This window comes from Halomonas qaidamensis (genome assembly GCF_025917315.1).
Lineage (GTDB): Bacteria > Pseudomonadota > Gammaproteobacteria > Pseudomonadales > Halomonadaceae > Vreelandella > Vreelandella qaidamensis.
This window is the reverse complement of sequence record NZ_CP080627.1, coordinates 3,205,006-3,221,654: the sequence shown is the minus strand read 5'-3', so window position 1 is coordinate 3,221,654 and position 16,649 is coordinate 3,205,006. Positions and strand designations below refer to the sequence as shown.

General features: G+C 55.4%; 13 protein-coding genes. 4 read left to right on the top strand and 9 right to left on the bottom strand.

Annotated features, from left to right (window positions below; all coding sequences use genetic code 11):
- Positions 1-6 precede the first annotated feature (6 nt).
- Both K1Y77_RS14470 and speB read right to left on the bottom strand, forming a co-directional pair.
- Positions 7-1,389, bottom strand: a complete 1,383-nt coding sequence (locus K1Y77_RS14470; protein ID WP_264429164.1) for an NAD(P)/FAD-dependent oxidoreductase — start codon at positions 1,387-1,389, stop codon at positions 7-9.
- Positions 1,390-1,604: 215 nt separating this feature from the next.
- A complete protein-coding gene (gene speB, locus K1Y77_RS14465) occupies positions 1,605-2,501 on the bottom strand; it encodes an agmatinase (RefSeq protein WP_264431509.1) in 897 nt (298 codons plus the stop codon).
- Between the two features lie 158 nt (positions 2,502-2,659).
- Between speB and K1Y77_RS14460 the strand changes: the two genes are divergently transcribed.
- Complete coding sequence (locus K1Y77_RS14460) at positions 2,660-3,595, top strand: LysR family transcriptional regulator (protein WP_264429162.1); 936 nt, start codon at positions 2,660-2,662, stop codon at positions 3,593-3,595.
- 184 nt (positions 3,596-3,779) lie between these two features.
- Positions 3,780-4,451, top strand: coding sequence for a response regulator (locus K1Y77_RS14455; RefSeq protein WP_030070712.1), 672 nt, complete (start codon positions 3,780-3,782; stop codon positions 4,449-4,451).
- Here K1Y77_RS14455 and K1Y77_RS14450 read toward each other — a convergent pair.
- The 7 genes from K1Y77_RS14450 to pedF all read right to left on the bottom strand — a co-directional run bounded on the left by K1Y77_RS14450 (position 4,407) and on the right by pedF (position 13,721).
- Positions 4,407-6,638 carry an insulinase family protein gene (locus K1Y77_RS14450; protein ID WP_264429160.1) on the bottom strand — a complete coding sequence of 744 codons (2,232 nt, stop codon included), beginning with the start codon at positions 6,636-6,638 and terminating at the stop codon, positions 4,407-4,409. The two genes, K1Y77_RS14455 and K1Y77_RS14450, sit on opposite strands and share 45 nt — an antisense overlap.
- Positions 6,639-6,643: 5 nt before the next feature.
- Positions 6,644-8,341 (bottom strand): PAS domain-containing hybrid sensor histidine kinase/response regulator, encoded by a 1,698-nt coding sequence (locus tag K1Y77_RS14445; protein ID WP_264429157.1) that lies wholly within the window; start codon positions 8,339-8,341, stop codon positions 6,644-6,646.
- Positions 8,338-9,501 carry an alcohol dehydrogenase-like regulatory protein ErcA gene (ercA, locus tag K1Y77_RS14440; RefSeq protein ID WP_030070705.1) on the bottom strand — a complete coding sequence of 388 codons (1,164 nt, stop codon included), beginning with the start codon at positions 9,499-9,501 and terminating at the stop codon, positions 8,338-8,340. The genes K1Y77_RS14445 and ercA overlap by 4 nt, the downstream gene beginning before the upstream one ends.
- 137 nt (positions 9,502-9,638) lie before the next feature.
- Positions 9,639-11,444, bottom strand: a complete 1,806-nt coding sequence (locus K1Y77_RS14435; protein ID WP_264429155.1) for an alpha/beta hydrolase family protein — start codon at positions 11,442-11,444, stop codon at positions 9,639-9,641.
- 11 nt (positions 11,445-11,455) lie between these two features.
- A complete protein-coding gene (locus tag K1Y77_RS14430) occupies positions 11,456-12,400 on the bottom strand; it encodes a quinoprotein relay system zinc metallohydrolase 1 (RefSeq protein WP_264429153.1) in 945 nt (314 codons plus the stop codon).
- Complete coding sequence (locus tag K1Y77_RS14425; RefSeq protein ID WP_264429151.1) at positions 12,397-13,212, bottom strand: quinoprotein dehydrogenase-associated SoxYZ-like carrier; 816 nt, start codon at positions 13,210-13,212, stop codon at positions 12,397-12,399. The genes K1Y77_RS14430 and K1Y77_RS14425 overlap by 4 nt, the downstream gene beginning before the upstream one ends.
- Positions 13,213-13,232: 20 nt before the next feature.
- On the bottom strand, positions 13,233-13,721 hold the full coding sequence (gene pedF / locus K1Y77_RS14420) for a cytochrome c-550 PedF (protein ID WP_264429149.1): 489 nt from the start codon (positions 13,719-13,721) through the stop codon (positions 13,233-13,235).
- A gap of 378 nt (positions 13,722-14,099) precedes the next feature.
- Here pedF and K1Y77_RS14415 point away from each other — a divergent pair, with 378 nt between their 5' ends.
- Positions 14,100-15,884 (top strand): PQQ-dependent methanol/ethanol family dehydrogenase, encoded by a 1,785-nt coding sequence (locus K1Y77_RS14415; protein WP_264431506.1) that lies wholly within the window; start codon positions 14,100-14,102, stop codon positions 15,882-15,884.
- Positions 15,885-15,956: 72 nt separating this feature from the next.
- Positions 15,957-16,643 (top strand): pentapeptide repeat-containing protein, encoded by a 687-nt coding sequence (locus K1Y77_RS14410; RefSeq protein ID WP_264429147.1) that lies wholly within the window; start codon positions 15,957-15,959, stop codon positions 16,641-16,643.
- The last annotated feature ends 6 nt before the right edge of the window (positions 16,644-16,649 follow it).

Sequence of the window (16,649 nt, the reverse complement as noted above, 5' to 3'; positions counted from 1 at the left end):
TGCTCCTTAAGCTTGGCCTTCAAGAACGGCGTAATAAGCGGGTTGAAGCATGCGATCTTTCATTACCCAGGTAACCCAAGACTCGTCAGTAGGATCAATAAACGGGAAAGACGGCATAAAGGCGAAGTTGTCTTCATAACCAAACTCCACCAGCATAGCCTTGCCAATGCCGGTAATCATGGGGCATGAGGTGTAGCCGGTATGACGGGCGGGTAGCGGGTTTCCTTGCATGACAGCAATCAGGTTGGCTTCTACTACAGGCGCTTGGGCCTTAACGCTAGCAGCCGTTTTATTAATCGGTGCGCCGATGACATCGCCAATACCAAACACTTCGGGATAGCGGTTGTGCTGCATGGTGTAGATGTCGACATCTAACCATTCGCCTCTGAATGGGCCGTCTTGAGCGATAAGCGCACTCTGCTTGACGAAGTCGTGAGCACTCATCGGCGGCACTACGTGAATAAAATCATAGTCCGCAATCACCGTGGGTTGGTTATCGCGTCTGAACTCAGCTTCGCGAAGCTGGTGATGCGAGGTGAATTCGCTGTCAGGGCCAACAAAGGTGAACTCAGCCTGCTTGGCCTGAGGATCAATGGCGGAAAGGCGATAGTGATGCCGCCTATTGACACCTTGCTCGTCAAAGCGCTGTTTAACGAATTCATTAACCCAAGGCTGAGAAAACAGGGCGTCGCCAGGTGCCATAAAGTCTACCTCAAAGGCGTCGCGCCGCCCCGAAGCTTCCAAGCGACTTAACGTCGTAAAGGTCATTTTAAGCGGTGCGCCAGCACACTTAACCGGCGTGGGGGCCGCGGTAAAAATGCCTTTGCCCTGGCCGCTATCTAACCATGTCTGAATAGCTTGATTGGTGCGCGTAGCACCCTCAATGCTGGCGTAGACACTGCCAATTCCATGTTGACCTACTAACGATGGCGACATGCCTTCGATCAGGTGATAGTTGAGTTGAATGCCCGTAGCCACCACTAGGTATTCGTAGTCTAGTGTTGCACCATTGGCAAGGCCGACTCGTTTATTATCGGCATCAATGCTGGCTGCGTATTCGCGCACCCACTTCACTCCTCGCGGCACAAACTGAGCATTAGGGCGCATGGTTTTATCAGGCTGCCAAACGCCCGAGGCAACCAGTGTCCAGCCTGGTTGATAATGGTGTGTGCTGCGCGGTTCAACCAGTGTAATGGTTCCTCCTTCGAGCCGTGTGGCTAGTCGATTAGCCATTGCCATGCCCGCCGCGCCGCCGCCAAGAATGACGATGTGAGCCTGGGTTTGTAGGGTATTAGCAGAGACTGCGCTAAAAGGAAGAAGGCTGCTGATCCCTAGTCCAGTACCTACTTTCAGTAGCTCTCGACGGTTCAGCAATAGTGGCTTATGCATGGTTAACTCCTGAAGAGAAGTCTAATATATATTTTTTAGTTATATTGTTATTCTATATATTATGCGCTGCGCAGAAAATCGCCATTATCACTTTGGTCATTAACACTTCGTCGCAAGGCGTAACCAAAACGTTACGCCTTGCTGGGATAGTTACGCCTTGCTGGGATAGCTACGTTTTGCTCAGTAGTGGGCGGGTACTTGCAGGGGCTAAAAGGCTATTTAGACGCGGCCAGCGTATATAAAAACTCTAGCCCCAGGGTGGCTGCAGCGAGTGACGTGATATCGCCATGGTCGTAAGCGGGGTTTACTTCAACCACATCCATGCCAATTAACTCCATGCCGACCATGCCGCGGATCACTTTTAGCATTAGGTCGGTAGACATGCCGCCACATACCGGTGTCCCGGTTCCTGGCGCGTAGGCAGGGTCTAAGCCATCAATGTCCAGGCTGATATAAGCCGGATGATAGCCAACACGGGCACGGATGCGTTCCAGGACAGCGGCAGGGCCGTGTTCATTTACCCAGCCAGCATCTAGCACTTCATAAGGGTGGTTATGGCGGTCGTAGCTGGTGCGAATACCAATTTGTAGCGAGTGCTCCGGCACTACTAACCCCTCTTTTAAGGCATGGTGAAAAATAGTGCCATGGTCAAAACGCGTGCCTTGCTCATAGGTGTCGGTATGGGCATCAAAATGGATCAGTGCCAGTGGGCCATGCACCCGAGCATGAGCGCGTAGCAGGGGTAGGCTGATATAGTGGTCACCGCCCAATGTGAGCATTTTTTTACCGGCCTTTAGCCAACGCATCGCATGGGTTTCAAGGTTATCGACTAGGCTTTCCGGCTCGCCGTAGGCGTAGTCTAAGTTGCCCGCGTCGCATACCCCTAGCCGATCTTCCAAAGCGAAGTCCCAGGGCCAGCGTTTGCCCTCCCAGATCAGGTTAGCAGTGCTTTGACGAATGGCGTTTGGCCCCATGCGGGTGCCTGATCGTCCAGAGCACGCCAGATCAAAGGGCACGCCGCTAACCACTACCTCAGCATCGGTCGTTTTAGGATCGGTGGCCTTCGGCACGCCCATAAAGGTAGAAATAACATCACCAAACAGGCTTGGCATGATCTGAGATGGGGTCACCTAGCGTTTACTCCTATGGTGTGCAGTAACAATAAATCGGGGGGATTAGGCGAGAAGAAGCGCGACGATAAGGAATTTTTAGCGATGAATGAAATGAATGTTTAGAATGAAACTATTCGTTAAATAAATAGTGAGGCGCTATGCGTTCGCTTCGTCATTTTGATTTAAATCTTCTGTTGGTATTTGAAGCGCTAATGCGTGAACGCCATGTCACTCGGGCGGCGGAAAAACTGCATTTAAGCCAGCCAGCGCTTAGCCATGCGTTAAAAAGGTTGCGGGATGCGCTGGAAGATCCATTATTAATACGGACAAACACGGGGCTGCAGCCAACGCCTCGTGCGCTGGCGCTATTGCCCGTGGTGCAGCAGGCGCTGGCCATGTTGCAAGAAGGACTCACCCCGCCGACCAACTTTTTACCAGCCACCAGTGCGCGGCATTTTACCCTGGCTACCACGGATTATTTTGAAGAGGTCATGTACCCGACTTTTCTTAGCCAATTGCTGACTTACGCGCCGGATATCAGCTTTTCCATTGAGCTGATTACTCCTAACGTACTGAGTGAGGGCCTGGAGCAGCGACAAGTGGATATGGTGGTCGGGCTGGATAGCCAAAGCGCGCTGCCCAGTGGGGTCATCCAGCATGCTTGGATGGATGAGGCATTGGTTTGTTTAGCGGCAACGGATAATAACCAGGTAGGCGATGCACTGGAGCTTCACCAGTTTGCCCGTGAACCGCATGTAGCACTGACGGATATCACCGGTTTAAGGCCAAGTAATATCGATAGTTGCTTAGTGCAGCACGGCTTAACACGGCGGGTGATTTCAAAGAACTTAAATTATATTGCGGCAGCGCGGGTCGTTGCGCTCACTAATGCGATCATGACGCTGCCACGCCAAATGGCTAAGCGATTTGTCACGATGCTGCCAGTGCGTATTGTCGTGCCACCTAAAGAGTTACCTGCACTTAATATGACGCTGATTCAACACGGGCTGTATGCCAACGACCCCGCCCTCGTTTGGTTGACTCAATCGCTGATCGAATTCGCTAGCACCTTTAAGCAGAAAGGCGTCGAATAATAGCCTAACTCCGCTTGGTGGTGGGAAGTTGCTTCAAGCAAGGTGGATGACCCAGTAGAGATGACTCGGTAGTGATGACTCGGTAGTGATGACTCGGTAGTGATGACTTAGCAGGGATGACTTAGTAGAGTGTCATAAAGGACATAGTAAGCGGGATTTAGCTAAACCATAGGCAACCATAATAATGACAGCGACGTATAAATTTTTGATTGCCGACGATCATCCCCTGGTACGCGATGCGATAGCACGGGTGATCCGCGAAGCTTACCCAGATGCTGAGGTTATCGAGGTAGAAGACTTTGATACGGCCCTCGCACATGCTCAGCAAGATGCGGATATTGATTTAATACTGCTAGATTTAAATATGCCTGGCATGAATGGGTTAACGGGGCTTTTGCAGCTGCGTAATGAGCAACCGACGATTCCGGTAGTGATTGTCTCTGCGGAAGAGGATAAACAGATTATTCTGCAGGCGGTTTCCTGCGGTGCGGCGGGGTTTATTACCAAATCATTGCCCCGTGACCAGATGCGTCACGCCATTGCCCAGGTGCTGGAAGGCAATATCTTTCTACCTGCTGATGCCATGCGCGCGCCGGACAGTATTCGTAAACGTCGCCATCAGGATCAAGGCTTTACCGCAGAACAACTGCGCCTGTTGACCCGCAAGCAGCTACAAGTGTTAGAGCACATGACCCGCGGTGAATCTAACAAGATGATTGCTTATCATCTCAATATTGCGGAAACCACGGTGAAAGCCCACGTGTCGGCGATTTTACGCAAGCTGGGGGTAACCAGTCGTGTACAAGCGATTTTATCCGCCAACGATATCGATTTTTCCCAGTTCCTCAATCGCTGACTCGTTAAATTGATAGTGACCAGCGCTATCCAGCCAGTGGGTTTGCCAGCGGCCAACGTTGTTTATTTGGGTAAGTAAGTCGCCAAGCGCCTGTGAATGGAGGCTTTGCTGCCCAAGCCGATGCAGTGGTTGATTAGTACCTGCCAAGAGGCTTTGCCACTGGAGAATCAGCGCAGCCAGTGGCGTTTCAGGCGGTGTTAGCGTTGGCAGGTACGTCTGCAGAACGCCATTAGACGTTTTCCAGAGGGCATCGGTGATTGCTATTAGTCTTTCCTCTATCTGTTTCATCCCTGCCGAGCCAGCATCTTTGCTGGTTTGTACGACATAGCCAAGTGAGCAAGGCGCGCCGTCGCCCCTGCGAACTGCCGCCACATAGCCCAAGTGATGGTTGTAGCGTGCCTGCTGAAAAAAAGCCGCGCTGTGATGCTGCTCTGCAAGTGCCAATAGCAATCGCTGGCTGGAAGTGCCCGGTAGGCTCAGTGTCCGCATGATGGCGGTGCTGGATGGTAAGTCGGCGAGAGAAGCCTGCACCGTGTGTTTTTCAATGCGGCTCGCCAAATTCGCTAGTGCGTTGCAAACGACAGCGACCTCTGTGCCATGGGAAACCCATAGCGCAGGCGTGGCTGGCAGCGGCGCTAAGCGCTGAACCAATTGCTGGGCCAGCAGCCCTTCATGAGCGTTGGGGGCGGCTAATGTGGCTTTTTCTAATAGCGCCACCATAGCGTGATTGGCTTGACTACCGATCACTATTACCCAACTACCATGGGGCGAGCTCTCTTGCTTGAAGACAATGCCCTGAAGCGCCAGACTCTGAGCGGTGAGCGGGCTGGGTACAATCATTGCCCCCGGCACAAAGCAGGCCGCCCAGGCGTTATCGGCAAGTGCACCGAAATCCTCATCAACAGCGTACTGACCGCACCAACACTGCACGGTGGGTAAAGGCGTTGGGGAAGCATCAACAGCGCGAGGTGAAGCCGGTGAAGCCGGTGTAGGCGCGTTACCGATTAGCCAACGGGCGTTGCCAGCGGCGAATGGGCTTGGGGCAGCTTGATGTTCAGAGGGCGGCGTAGCGAAACGACGAGCAAGCGCTTGGCGGCGGGCGTGGGTAAACCAAGCAGGGGCTAACTGCACCGTATCAGCGGGTGGCTGCCAAATAGTGTCGTGATCGTTAGGTGTTGTCCCGGGCAGGGTTGTGAAGAAGGTTGCTAAGCGCTCACTTAGAGCAGCCGCAAGGGCTTTCACCTGCTCCTGTTTCGCAGTGCCACTTAACAGTAAGCTAAAGGCGTCTGTCGCCCCGCTAGGGGCCAGAGTTGCGCGGTAGTCGGTAATCGAATCAGGAAATTGTTCTACAAAATAGCCTTGCTGTACCGAATCAGCTAAGCCGCTAAGGGCGATAAGCTGATGACGTGCAATGGCCGATGGCAACGGCCACAGTAGCTCAACGGTATTGCCCGTACTGGCTACCTTCGCGCTGAGCTGGCGGCTCCAACGGGGCGCAATGGCAAGCGAAGGAGCGTTGGGTGGTGATGGACTAAACCGCGCGGCCATGTGTTGGGCAAGGCGCGTCATGTCTACCATCTCCCAGGGGCTGATAATGGCGATGCTAACGCGGCCGCCATGGTAATAGGCGTGATGAAGCGTGGTGAGCGCTTCAAGTAGCAGCGCCGTGTCACTGCCTAGGGTTTGCGCGTTGCCATGGCGGCAGCCTGCACCAACATGCTGTGGGTCAGCAAGTGCCGCGAGGGCATCCAGACGTTGCATTTGGGCGCTGTTCTGACGGGCGTTCCACTCGGCATCGATCGCCGCCACTTCAGCGCGAATAGTCGATAAGGGCAGCGGTGGCCTAGCGAGCTGACGGGCAACGGTGAGCGCCGCTGCTTCTAGTTTGTTTGCTGGTATCGAGAAGTGCACATCAGTGATGTAGTCATCAGTATGGGCATTCAGGCTGCCCTGGTGCTGGGCAAACCAAGTGAGCAGGCTGATGTTAGAAGAGGCTTCCAGCGGCGCTGTGGTCAGCACGTGCTCTAACAGGTGGGCCAGCCCAGGCAGAGCGGGTGGCTCATCCAAATAGCCTGCCGCAATGGCGATGCTGACATGAGCGCGGGTTAACTGGGGCGCGTAGGCTAGCACTCCCTGCACCCCATTAGGCAGGGAGATACAGGCTTGTTGGAAACTGAGCTTAGCCACTGAGCTTAGCCACTGAGCAGGCTACGCAGCAGCGCGCGCAGTTTGCCGGGGCGTACCGGCTTGTTTAACTGCGGAACGCCTGCATGACGCAGCCGCCTCTGCCAGTGGTCAGAGCGGTCGGCACTGAGAATAGCCGCTGGCAAGTGCGGGTCGTGCCAGTGCTGACGAAGTTGGCGAATAGCCTCTAGGCCAGTGACGTTATCATCTAGATGCAGGTCAACTAACAGCATATCCGGTGCCTCCTGGCAGGCTTTAGCGGTATCGACATCCAGGGCAGTATCGCAACTGATTTTCCATTCACTTAACAGCAGCGCCATGCCTTGCAAAATTGTTGGCTCATTATCCAGGATCAGCACGCGCAGCCCTTCAAACTCATCGTCAGCGGAGAGCGGCGCGCTGGGGGCTGGGGCTTGGCTAAAGGAAATGCCATTGGCACGGGGCACCGTAATAGCAAAGCAGGAGCCTTGGCCGGGTGCAGAGCGCACCGAGAGGGGGTGCTCAAGGCGTTGGCTAATTCGCTCCACAATGGCAAGCCCTAAGCCCACACCCTGGCGATCACGGGCGCGGGTGGCATTGAGTTGATGAAACTCGCGAAAAATAAGCTGGTAGTCACTTTCGGGAATACCAATACCGCTATCAACCACCTGCACGGCCAGGCTATCGTCACTATGGCGGCGGACACCTAGGCAGATCCCGCCACGCTGGGTATAGCGGCAGGCGTTAGCCAGAAAGTTGCGCACAATGCGGCTGAGTAGATAAGGGTCGCTGGTCACCGCTTGATGAGAAGGCACATAGTGCAACGTTAGCCCTTTACGTTGTGCCACCGGGGTAAATTCATCAGCCAAGTTGCTGAGGATATCGTCGAGCTTAAAGTGGCGTAGCTGAGGTTGCACCTGACCGTGGTCCAGGCGGGAGATATCAAGCAGATCGGAAAGTATCGCTTCGGCACCTTCCAGTGAGTTTTGCACACTCTCAACCAAAGCCAGATTCTCGCTATCGGTCAGCCGCTCCTGTAGCGAGGCCACCAGTAAGCGCGCAGCATTCATGGGTTGCAACAGGTCATGGCTAGCGGCGGCTAGATAGCGGTCTTTACTTTGATTAGCAAACTCTGCCGCATCACGGGCGCTTCTAAGCTCCTCGTTGAGCCGCTCAAGCGCTTGAGTGCGTTCAACGACGCGTGCCTCTAGATGGGCGTTGAGGGTTTCTAAATGCTGTCGCGCTCGCTCGCGCTCGGTAATATCCGCTACAAACCCTTCGATCAGGTCTTCATCCCCGACAAGCTCGGCGGGCTTACGTATTAGTGTAATTGCTACGGGCACCTGATGACCGGAGGCACCTTGCAGCCAGGTGGTTTGACCCGTGACGTGTCCTTGCGTGAGTAGCAGGTCGCGCAGCTGTTGCCCTGTAGACGTGTTAACAAATAGCGCATCAAAGCGCGCGCAGCGTTCGAGCGTATGCGCCACGCTACTATCATCGAGCATAGCGGCAAGCGCTGGGTTGGCGGCGCGCAGCTTGCCGGAAAGTGACGCCTGGAAAATTCCGTGTAGCGCGTTTTCAAATAGCCACTTGTAGCGGTTGCGCTCAACCTCCAGCTCTTCTAAACGCACGGAAAGCTCGCGGTAGTAGCTTTTACGCGCCGACTGCTGGCCTAGCCCGAGCAGGTCGCTGACCGAAAAGCCCGAAGGGTCGCTGGCTTTTTTCATAGTGCCTCTTCGTAGACCACTGCCACGTCACGTGAGTTGGAGCGACGAGGGTTAGTCAGAATGCAGGGATCGCCCAGCGCATGGTTGGTGAGAAATGGCACATCGCTGCGTGAGACGCCCATTACGCCAAGGGTCCCGCCCAGTCCAACCGCATGCTTTAAATCGACTAAGTACGTAAATAGCGCCTGTTTAACCTGTTGCTGTGTTAGCCCTCGGCAGTCGATGCCAACGGCGTCGGCAACTCGTTTAAAACGATCCGGAGCGGCTTCGTAGTTATAAGCCACCACATGCTCTAACAGCATGGCGTTACACAGGCCGTGGGGTAAATCTAAGAAGCCCCCCAAGCTATGGGACATCGCATGTACTGCGCCTAAAATCGCATTAGAAAACGCCAGCCCTGCTTGCATGCTGCCCAGCATTACTTGGGCACGCAGCTCGCCATCGGTTGGGTTAGCCACTAGTGCTTCGAGATGGCTGCTAATTAAGCGCATGGCCTCTAAGGCGTGGGCATCGGTGAGAGGGCCGCTGCCGGTTGAAACAAACGCTTCGATAGCATGCACCAGCGCGTCGATTCCAGTACACGCGGTGAGATAGGGCGACATGGTCATGGTGACCTCAGGATCGATCAGCGATACATCCGGCACCACGGCCTTGCTGATGATTGAGAATTTCATGCGTCGCTGCTGGTCGGAAATAATCGCAAACTGGGAAATATCCGCCGAGGTGCCCGCCGTTGAGGGAATAAAGATCAGCGGCGGAATGGGCACGCGAATCGTATCAACTCCCTCAAAATCAAGAATGTGGCCGCCGTGGGCGGTGACAATGCCAATGCCTTTGGCGCAGTCCATGGGGCTGCCGCCGCCCACGGCCACAATCGCTTTGCAGCCGGTTTCACGGTAAATCTCGGCACCGGCCATAATCTCATCGACCCGTGGATTGGGCGATACGGCGGTAAAGCGCTCAACGGCAATGTTGGCTTCCAGCAACTTGGCTTCAATATCGGCGACCCAACCCGCCAGCAGCACGCCGGGGTCGGAGACCAGTAGCACCTTTTCTGCGCCGAAGGTGGTGACATAGTTGCCTGCAGCGTGGCGTGCACCGTCGCCAAAAATAATTTCAGGAGCGACAAACTTACGTAGTTGCGTGAGCGGCGATGTCATGGGGCGGTCTCGTTTATAGTTATTAACCATTATCTTAAGCACCTTAGGGGGTTGTTGCGCTACGACCTTGGTGCTGTCGCGGGGTATAAAGCACGCTGTTGATGTACGTGCGATTAGAAATGTTGTTGAAAACGTAATTAAAAATGCTGATAAAAGGCCAGCTCGCGGGCCAGCATGGTTTGGCGAGCGCTAGGATGGCGAATGCCGTGGCGTTCGTTATCAAACAGCAGCGTTTGTGCTTCGCCACCATGCTGCTCAATATGTCGCGCCATGGCGTGTGTCTGCTCCGGTACTACTACGGCGTCTTTACCACCCTGAATAAACAGCGCCTGAATAGGTCTTGTGCACAGGCTAATCTTATAGGCAGGGCTGCGCTGAGCTAGCAGGGCGTCATCGCCGATTAGCCAGCCCAGATAGCCGGACTCAAAGCGGTGGGTTTGTGCCGCTAGGGTGAGCGCATTGGTGACCCCGTACAGGCTGGTGGCCGCAGCAAATAGCGGTGTGGCCGCTAGGGCATTGAGGGCAGTAAAGCCGCCCGCGCTTTGGCCGCGAATAAAGCAGCGCGCTGTGTCAATCGCAAAGCGTGCGCAAACGGCGTTTACCAGTGCAATCACATCCTCGGTATCGCTGACGCCCCACTGGCCGGCTAAACATTCACGGTAGCGGCGACCAAAGTTGCCGCTGCCACGGGGGTTGATATCTAAAACGTGAAAGCCCTGCTGCTGCCAATAGGCCACCAGCGGATCGTAGATGGGGTAGGTGGCGGCGGTTGGTCCGCCGTGAACGCGCACAATCAGCGGTGCAGCGGGGCTAGCTGAGGCTGAGTAGAAAAAGCCGTGAACCGTTTCGCCTTCATTACCAACCGGCGCTTCAACCCACTGGGCGGTGGCAGGTGCTTTTGCGATTACGCTACCCGTTGAGTTTGCGCTATCCACTGAGTTTGCGTTACCCACGATGTTACCCACTAAGTATCTGCGTGAGCCATTTTCGTTGAACCGTATAAGCTGGGCGCCGCTGGTGGCGCTTTGCACTATGGCGTAATCGCCGTGTTGTGCCAGCGTGATGCTTGCCACTCGGCCGGGGTCGGGTAGCAGTGCTTCCACCTGCTCGCCGGTACGGCGGTATAGCTGCGCTGCACCCTGGTGTAGTTGGCAGTAAACCTGCCGATTGTCTCGCCAAGCGTGCTGGCGCTCACCGAGCTGCCATGGCGTGGTGACGTGATCAACAGGGGCGCTGCTCAGGCAGATGGGGGAGGCCAGATTAACCTGCCAGGGTTGCCACCAGCCAGTGTGATCGCTGATGCAGATCAACGCGTTATGTGGGCCAAACTGTGGCTGACTAATCGCTGCGCCGAAGTCCCAGCTTTCAAAGGCTTGAAGCGTACCGTCGGCTGCGATGTTTGCGAAGTGCAACTGACTACGCTGCCACGGCATATAAGGCAGTGACCAGCTCACCCACGCTAGATAGTTACCATCGTCGCTTATTATCGGCGCGCCGTAGAAGTCGGCACCTTTTGCCAATACCTGCCGATCGCTATCAGTGACGGCGACCAGCCGCTGACCGTGGACATCTTCCTCAACCGCTAATACACGCTGGCGCTTAGGGTCGGCGCACAGCCCACCGTAGGCGGTTTGCGGGCGCTGTTGCCAGCAGTAGCTTGTACCGTGGCAGCCGAGCTGCATGATGGCTTGGTCGTGCTGGCGCACCCATACGACGCCCCCTAGCAGTGGCGTGTAGCTGCCACCGCCGTACTGGTTCACGCGGCTACCCACCGCTTCTTCTATTACACAGTGCGGCGGCTTATTGCTGTTAGCTCGCCACTGCCAAAGCTGCATGTCGCCCGTTTGCGGGCAGCGAGACAGCCAGTAAACCGTCTGGGCGTCGCTGTGCAGTTCGCTCAGGGTATCGCAGGGCTCGGCAGCATCTGCCAGGGTAAGCAGCATAGGCATGCTCCTTATTGTGGGGCGCCCCACATCAATCGTGCTTCATAGCGTGGGTAAAGTTGCATCACGCTGCGGGTAAACTCGTATTCGGCGAGTGCGATGGTGCTAAACGTGTCAGGTAGTTCAACAGCCAAGGCGTGATTGGCACCCAACCCTTCGCTAGCCACGTCACTGAGGCGCTGGTCTAGCCATTCAAGGTAATCAATGGTTTGGTCAATGATCGTTGCGGACGGTGCGCTGGGGCCATGGCCGGGCACGGCAATGGTGGCGTTGAGCGCGCGCAGGTCGTGTAGTTCTTCTTGCCACTGTTGAAGGCCTGGGGTGTGAGCGGTAGCGGCAGCGCGTTGGTAGAAGCCCATGTCGCCCATAAACAGCACGCCGGTGGTGTGATCCATAATCACCAAGTCTCCACCGCTATGGCCGCTCATGGCATATAGGGTGAGTGGATAGCTGCCCAGCGTTATGTCACCGGCCTCAATCACCTCGGGTAGGGCAACAGACGAGCGTTCCAAGCTGCGCCCGGTCAGCCGCTCGACGTTGTCGATCAGCGCGTCTGTGTCGCGAGTCATCAGGTCGCGGGTCGTGGCCAGAGTGAGGTGCTGCGCCTTGTCAAAGGCGGTATTGCCAAAAAAGTGGTCGGGGTGGTGGTGGGTATTCAACACCCAGCGGACGGGGTGGGAGGTGTGCTGAGCAATCAGCGTTTTTAGCGCCTCGCCAAAGTGTGGGCTACTGCCGCTGTCGATAAGGATGACGCCGTTGGACGTGGCAATAAATGCCTGGTTGCCAATATGGCCACAGTTGCTGGTAGAGAGCTCTTCTTTTACGCCTTCCACTATCCAGGTGTTTTCCGCGACCAGCTGCGCCACTAGCGGACGTTCGCAGAACATTACCGGTTCGCTAGCCAACAGCGGTGGGGCTAGCAGTGCCGCTAGGCTAATTAAGAAGGGCGCTTTCATGGCTGCAGGCCAATGGAAAAACGATTGCCGTTGTTATCCCGCGCACCAATCACATAGCCGCCCGGCGAGGGGCGCATATGCAGCCCTAAGGTGGGGTTAGCGCTTACCGAGGCGTCGATATCCAGGGCGGCCACTTGCTCGCCCTGCTGATCCAACAGTTCAAACGACTGCACATAAAAGGCCGGTTGGCTGGGAATCAAGCCGCTGTCCATAGGATGGGAAAGACGCACCCGCAGTCGCTGTTCGCCCTCATTAGCAAACAACCGCCCCTGCAGCTCGCCGAAGGTGTTTTCCCAGTCGGTGTCTGCGCTGGCAATGCCGGGGGTGGTGCAGCCGCCGCCTTCCGCTTCAATATAGGTGCCGCCCACATGCCAGGTGTCTCCCTGCTTCACCGCGACGCGCACCGCGGAGGCTTGTTCCAAGCGGATATTTAACGATAGCTTGGCTAAGCCGTGGCTCATCGGGGAGTAGCGGAACAGGCGGGGAATCGGGTTGAGATCCACCCAGGCAATAATGTCAGTGATTGGCTCGCCGCTGGCTTCTAAGGCGCTGGCGTCTAGCTCAATGGGCACTTGTCCTGAGTCTTCAGCGAACCCTGGTGCATTCACGATGACTCGCTCGTCAAACACCACGGGGGCGTCGCCTAGAAAGCGCTCGCGGTAGACAGGCCACATAAAGGAGTTCAGCGGGTCCTTTTCAGCCGTATTCTCGGTAGCCAGCGCGCTGGGAGGCAACATAACGACTAACCAACCAAGCGCAGCAAGAAACGCGGCAAACCGTTGTAACGTGATTAGGGGGGATAGGGTTGCCATGGTGCCTCCCAGCGTGAGGGTTATTGTCCGGTAGTTTCCATACTGACCGTCTCCAGCCACGTACGAATGGCCCACAATCCTTCTTGGCTAACGTAGTCAGACATACGCGGCATTAGCACACGGCCGTTGCGCTCGGCACCATTGGTGACCAGCTCTTTGAACCACTCATCGCCCCATGCGCCGTTCTCCAACTCGCGCAGGTCCGGGGCGATGCCGCCGGATTTTGCCTCTAGCCCATGGCAAGCGGCGCAGTTGCTGTTGTAAGCGCGGGCACCAATATCGATGGCTAGCTCTTGCTGGGGGTGGTCACGGTAGGGGTTCTCTTCCCGCCAATCGTCGCCCAAGCGTTCGAGGTCTTTAATGTCAACGGCTTGAGGAGTCACGCTGCCGTGAGACCAGGCCAGTGGTGACGCCAGTAGCGCCGCAAGGGCGAGAGCGCCCACTTGACTGCTGAGGCGTAAGTGCGTTTTTTTAAGGGCGGTTTTTGTAATGGTTTTTGTAATGGTCATGGGAAATGCTCCTCAGGGGATCAAAGTATCGTCACTGGAGTGAGCATAGGCAGGCAGGCTTTCCGAACCTATAGCACCTTAGGCATCGCTGGGCTCCTCCTTTGGAAGTAGTGCTAAATCAGGATGAGAACGCGACTGGAGGGGTAGGTTGGTTTGTTATCCGAGCTTCTAAGCTGAGCTTAGTCTTGCTGGCACCACGCAAGCAGCAGCTTGGCCGCTTTGCAGCCATTGCATTGTGATCATTACTCGGATGGAAAACCCATGACATACGCTATCAATAACAACACGTCAGTCCGCAAAATTTCGTGGCCCTTTCGCCTGCGTACACTCACCGCCGCCGTTGCTTACGCCTCTGCCTTAGGCGTTGGGGGTGTTGCGATGACAGCCCACGCCAGCGAGGTGACCTGGGACGATATTCTCAACGACCATAACAACACTGAAACGGTGTTGATGTATGGCATGGGCGTGAAAGCACAGCGCTATAGCCCGCTTGATCAAATTAACGCAGATAATGTCGAGATGCTGACCCCTGCGTGGTCTCACTCGTTTGGCGATGAAATGCAGCGTGGCCAAGAGTCTCAGGCCCTGATCCATGAAGGCGTTATTTATGTCACCGGCTCCTACTCACGTATTTTTGCCATAGATGCGCGTACCGGCCAGCGGCTGTGGTCTTACAATCATCGCCTGCCCAGCGATATTCGCCCCTGCTGTGACGTGGTGAACCGCGGTGCGGCCATCTATGGTGATAAAGTATTCTTCGGTACGTTGGATGCTGGCATCGTGGCGCTGAATAAAGATACCGGTGACGTGGTATGGCGCGAACGCTTTGGTGACCACCGTGCGGGCTACACCATGACCGGTGCGCCAACGATTGTAGAAGATAGCGAAACAGGTCGCGTGTTGCTGATTCATGGCTCTTCGGGGGATGAGTTTGGCATTGTGGGTAAGCTGTATGCCCGCGATCCGGAAACCGGCGAAGAGATTTGGATGCGGCCCTTTGTTGAAGGCCACATGGGACGTTTGAACGGTGAAGAGAGCACTCCGACAGGTGATGCCAACGCGCCTTCCTGGCCCGATGACCCCGATAGCGAAACCGGCAAAGTACAAGCCTGGAGCCAAGGTGGTGGCGCACCATGGCAGAGCGCCAGCTTCGACCCTGACACCAATACCATCATCATTGGCGCCGGTAACCCCGCTCCCTGGAACGGTTGGGCACGTACTTCAGAAGATGGTGACCCGTCTGACTACGACAGCCTCTATACTTCGGGTCAGCTGGGTATTGACCCTTCGACCGGCGAAGTGAAGTGGTTCTATCAGCACACGCCCAACGACACCTGGGACTTCTCGGGTAATAACGAAATCGTCTTGTTCGAGTACGAAGATGAGAATGGCCAAACGGTGAATGCAGGTGCTCACGCTGACCGTAATGGCTTCTTCTATGTCACTGATCGGACCAACGGCGAGCTTATCAACGCCTTCCCGTTTGTCGATAACATTACCTGGGCCACCCACATTGACCTGGAAACCGGCCGTCCCGTTGAGGCTGAAGGCCAGCGACCACCGCGTTTGGAAGAGGGACAAACACGCTCTGAACCAGTCGAAGTTTCACCGCCATTCTTGGGTGGTAAAAACTGGAACCCGATGGCTTATAGCGAAGATACAGGGCTGTTCTATGTGCCGGGTAACCACTGGAAAGAAGATTACTGGACTGAGGAAGTTGAGTACGTGGAAGGCGCGGCCTACTTAGGTATGGGCTTCCGCATTAAGCGCATGTACGACGACCACGTCGGTATTCTGCGCGCTGTTGATCCGGTGACTGGCGAGTACGCTTGGGAGCATAAAGAACCCATGCCGCTATGGGCAGGCGTGCTAGCGACCCACGGTGATTTGGTGTTTACCGGCACAGGTGATGGCTACTTCAAAGCCTTCCACGCTGAAACCGGTGAAGAGCTTTGGAAGTTCCAGGTAGGCACCGGCATCATTTCACCACCGGTAACTTGGGAAATGGATGGTGAACAGTACATTGGTGTTACCGCCGGTTATGGCGGCGCGGTTCCTCTCTGGGGTGGTGATATGGCTGAACTGACGCGGCCGATTGCTCAGGGTGGTTCGTTCTGGGTCTTCAAGCTGCCATCTTTCGTTCAAGATCTGGCTAATCGTTAAGTTATTGACACCTCTTGGGCGGCCTTTGCCGCCCTTTTTTGAATAACATTAACGGTAATGGAGAGAACAATAATGATAACGCGTAATGCTCTACCTATATTAAGCCGCCAAGCAACGGCGATTTTTCTCTGTCTGAGCGCGATAGGCAGTGTTGTTGCCGACGATTATGTTGAAGCGTATCAACCGCCAGTACATAACGGCTGTGAGCTGGTCCCAGGTGCTCAGTGCGCCAATATGGATTTATCGGGCGGCGACTTTTCTAACCTTGACCTACAGGGCGCTAACTTTGCGGGCAGTAACCTAGAAGGCGCTGATTTCCGCCACAGCAACCTACGCAGCGTTGATTTTGAAGGCGCATCGTTGCGCTATGCCAACCTCAATCGCGCGCGTATGCCTAGCACTCATTTACGCGGTGCTGATCTTTCCCATGCCAGTTTGGTCGGGTTGGATAGCTGGAGTATCTATGCCCAGGGCGCAACGTTTGACCATGCTGATTTGACTGGCGCTAACCTGGAGTTTGCCCGGCTTTCTGGAGCTAGCATGCAGGGAGCGACGCTGATGGGCAGCAACCTGGAAATGGCCTGGATGAATAAGGTCAACCTGAACGGAGCGGACCTGCGCGATGCTAATCTGCAAGAAGCCAAAATGAACATCGCGCGCCTCAATGATGCGGATATGACCGGTGCACGCATCCACTACGGAAACTTCCAAATGGCCCAAATGGAGGGCTGTACCGCCTGCCCGTTTGATTGGGAGTAAGGTCAC

Coding starts and splice junctions, on each gene's coding strand:
- K1Y77_RS14425 (WP_264429151.1), bottom strand. CDS start 13,212: ATGGCAACCCTATCCCCCCTAATCACGTTACAACGGTTTGCCGCGTTT.
- K1Y77_RS14415 (WP_264431506.1), top strand. CDS start 14,100: ATGACAGCCCACGCCAGCGAGGTGACCTGGGACGATATTCTCAACGAC.
- K1Y77_RS14470 (WP_264429164.1), bottom strand. CDS start 1,389: ATGCATAAGCCACTATTGCTGAACCGTCGAGAGCTACTGAAAGTAGGT.
- K1Y77_RS14410 (WP_264429147.1), top strand. CDS start 15,957: ATGATAACGCGTAATGCTCTACCTATATTAAGCCGCCAAGCAACGGCG.
- K1Y77_RS14455 (WP_030070712.1), top strand. CDS start 3,780: ATGACAGCGACGTATAAATTTTTGATTGCCGACGATCATCCCCTGGTA.
- K1Y77_RS14435 (WP_264429155.1), bottom strand. CDS start 11,444: ATGCTGCTTACCCTGGCAGATGCTGCCGAGCCCTGCGATACCCTGAGC.
- K1Y77_RS14445 (WP_264429157.1), bottom strand. CDS start 8,341: ATGAAAAAAGCCAGCGACCCTTCGGGCTTTTCGGTCAGCGACCTGCTC.
- K1Y77_RS14460 (WP_264429162.1), top strand. CDS start 2,660: ATGCGTTCGCTTCGTCATTTTGATTTAAATCTTCTGTTGGTATTTGAA.
- pedF (WP_264429149.1), bottom strand. CDS start 13,721: ATGACCATTACAAAAACCATTACAAAAACCGCCCTTAAAAAAACGCAC.
- K1Y77_RS14430 (WP_264429153.1), bottom strand. CDS start 12,400: ATGAAAGCGCCCTTCTTAATTAGCCTAGCGGCACTGCTAGCCCCACCG.
- speB (WP_264431509.1), bottom strand. CDS start 2,501: ATGCCAAGCCTGTTTGGTGATGTTATTTCTACCTTTATGGGCGTGCCG.
- ercA (WP_030070705.1), bottom strand. CDS start 9,501: ATGACATCGCCGCTCACGCAACTACGTAAGTTTGTCGCTCCTGAAATT.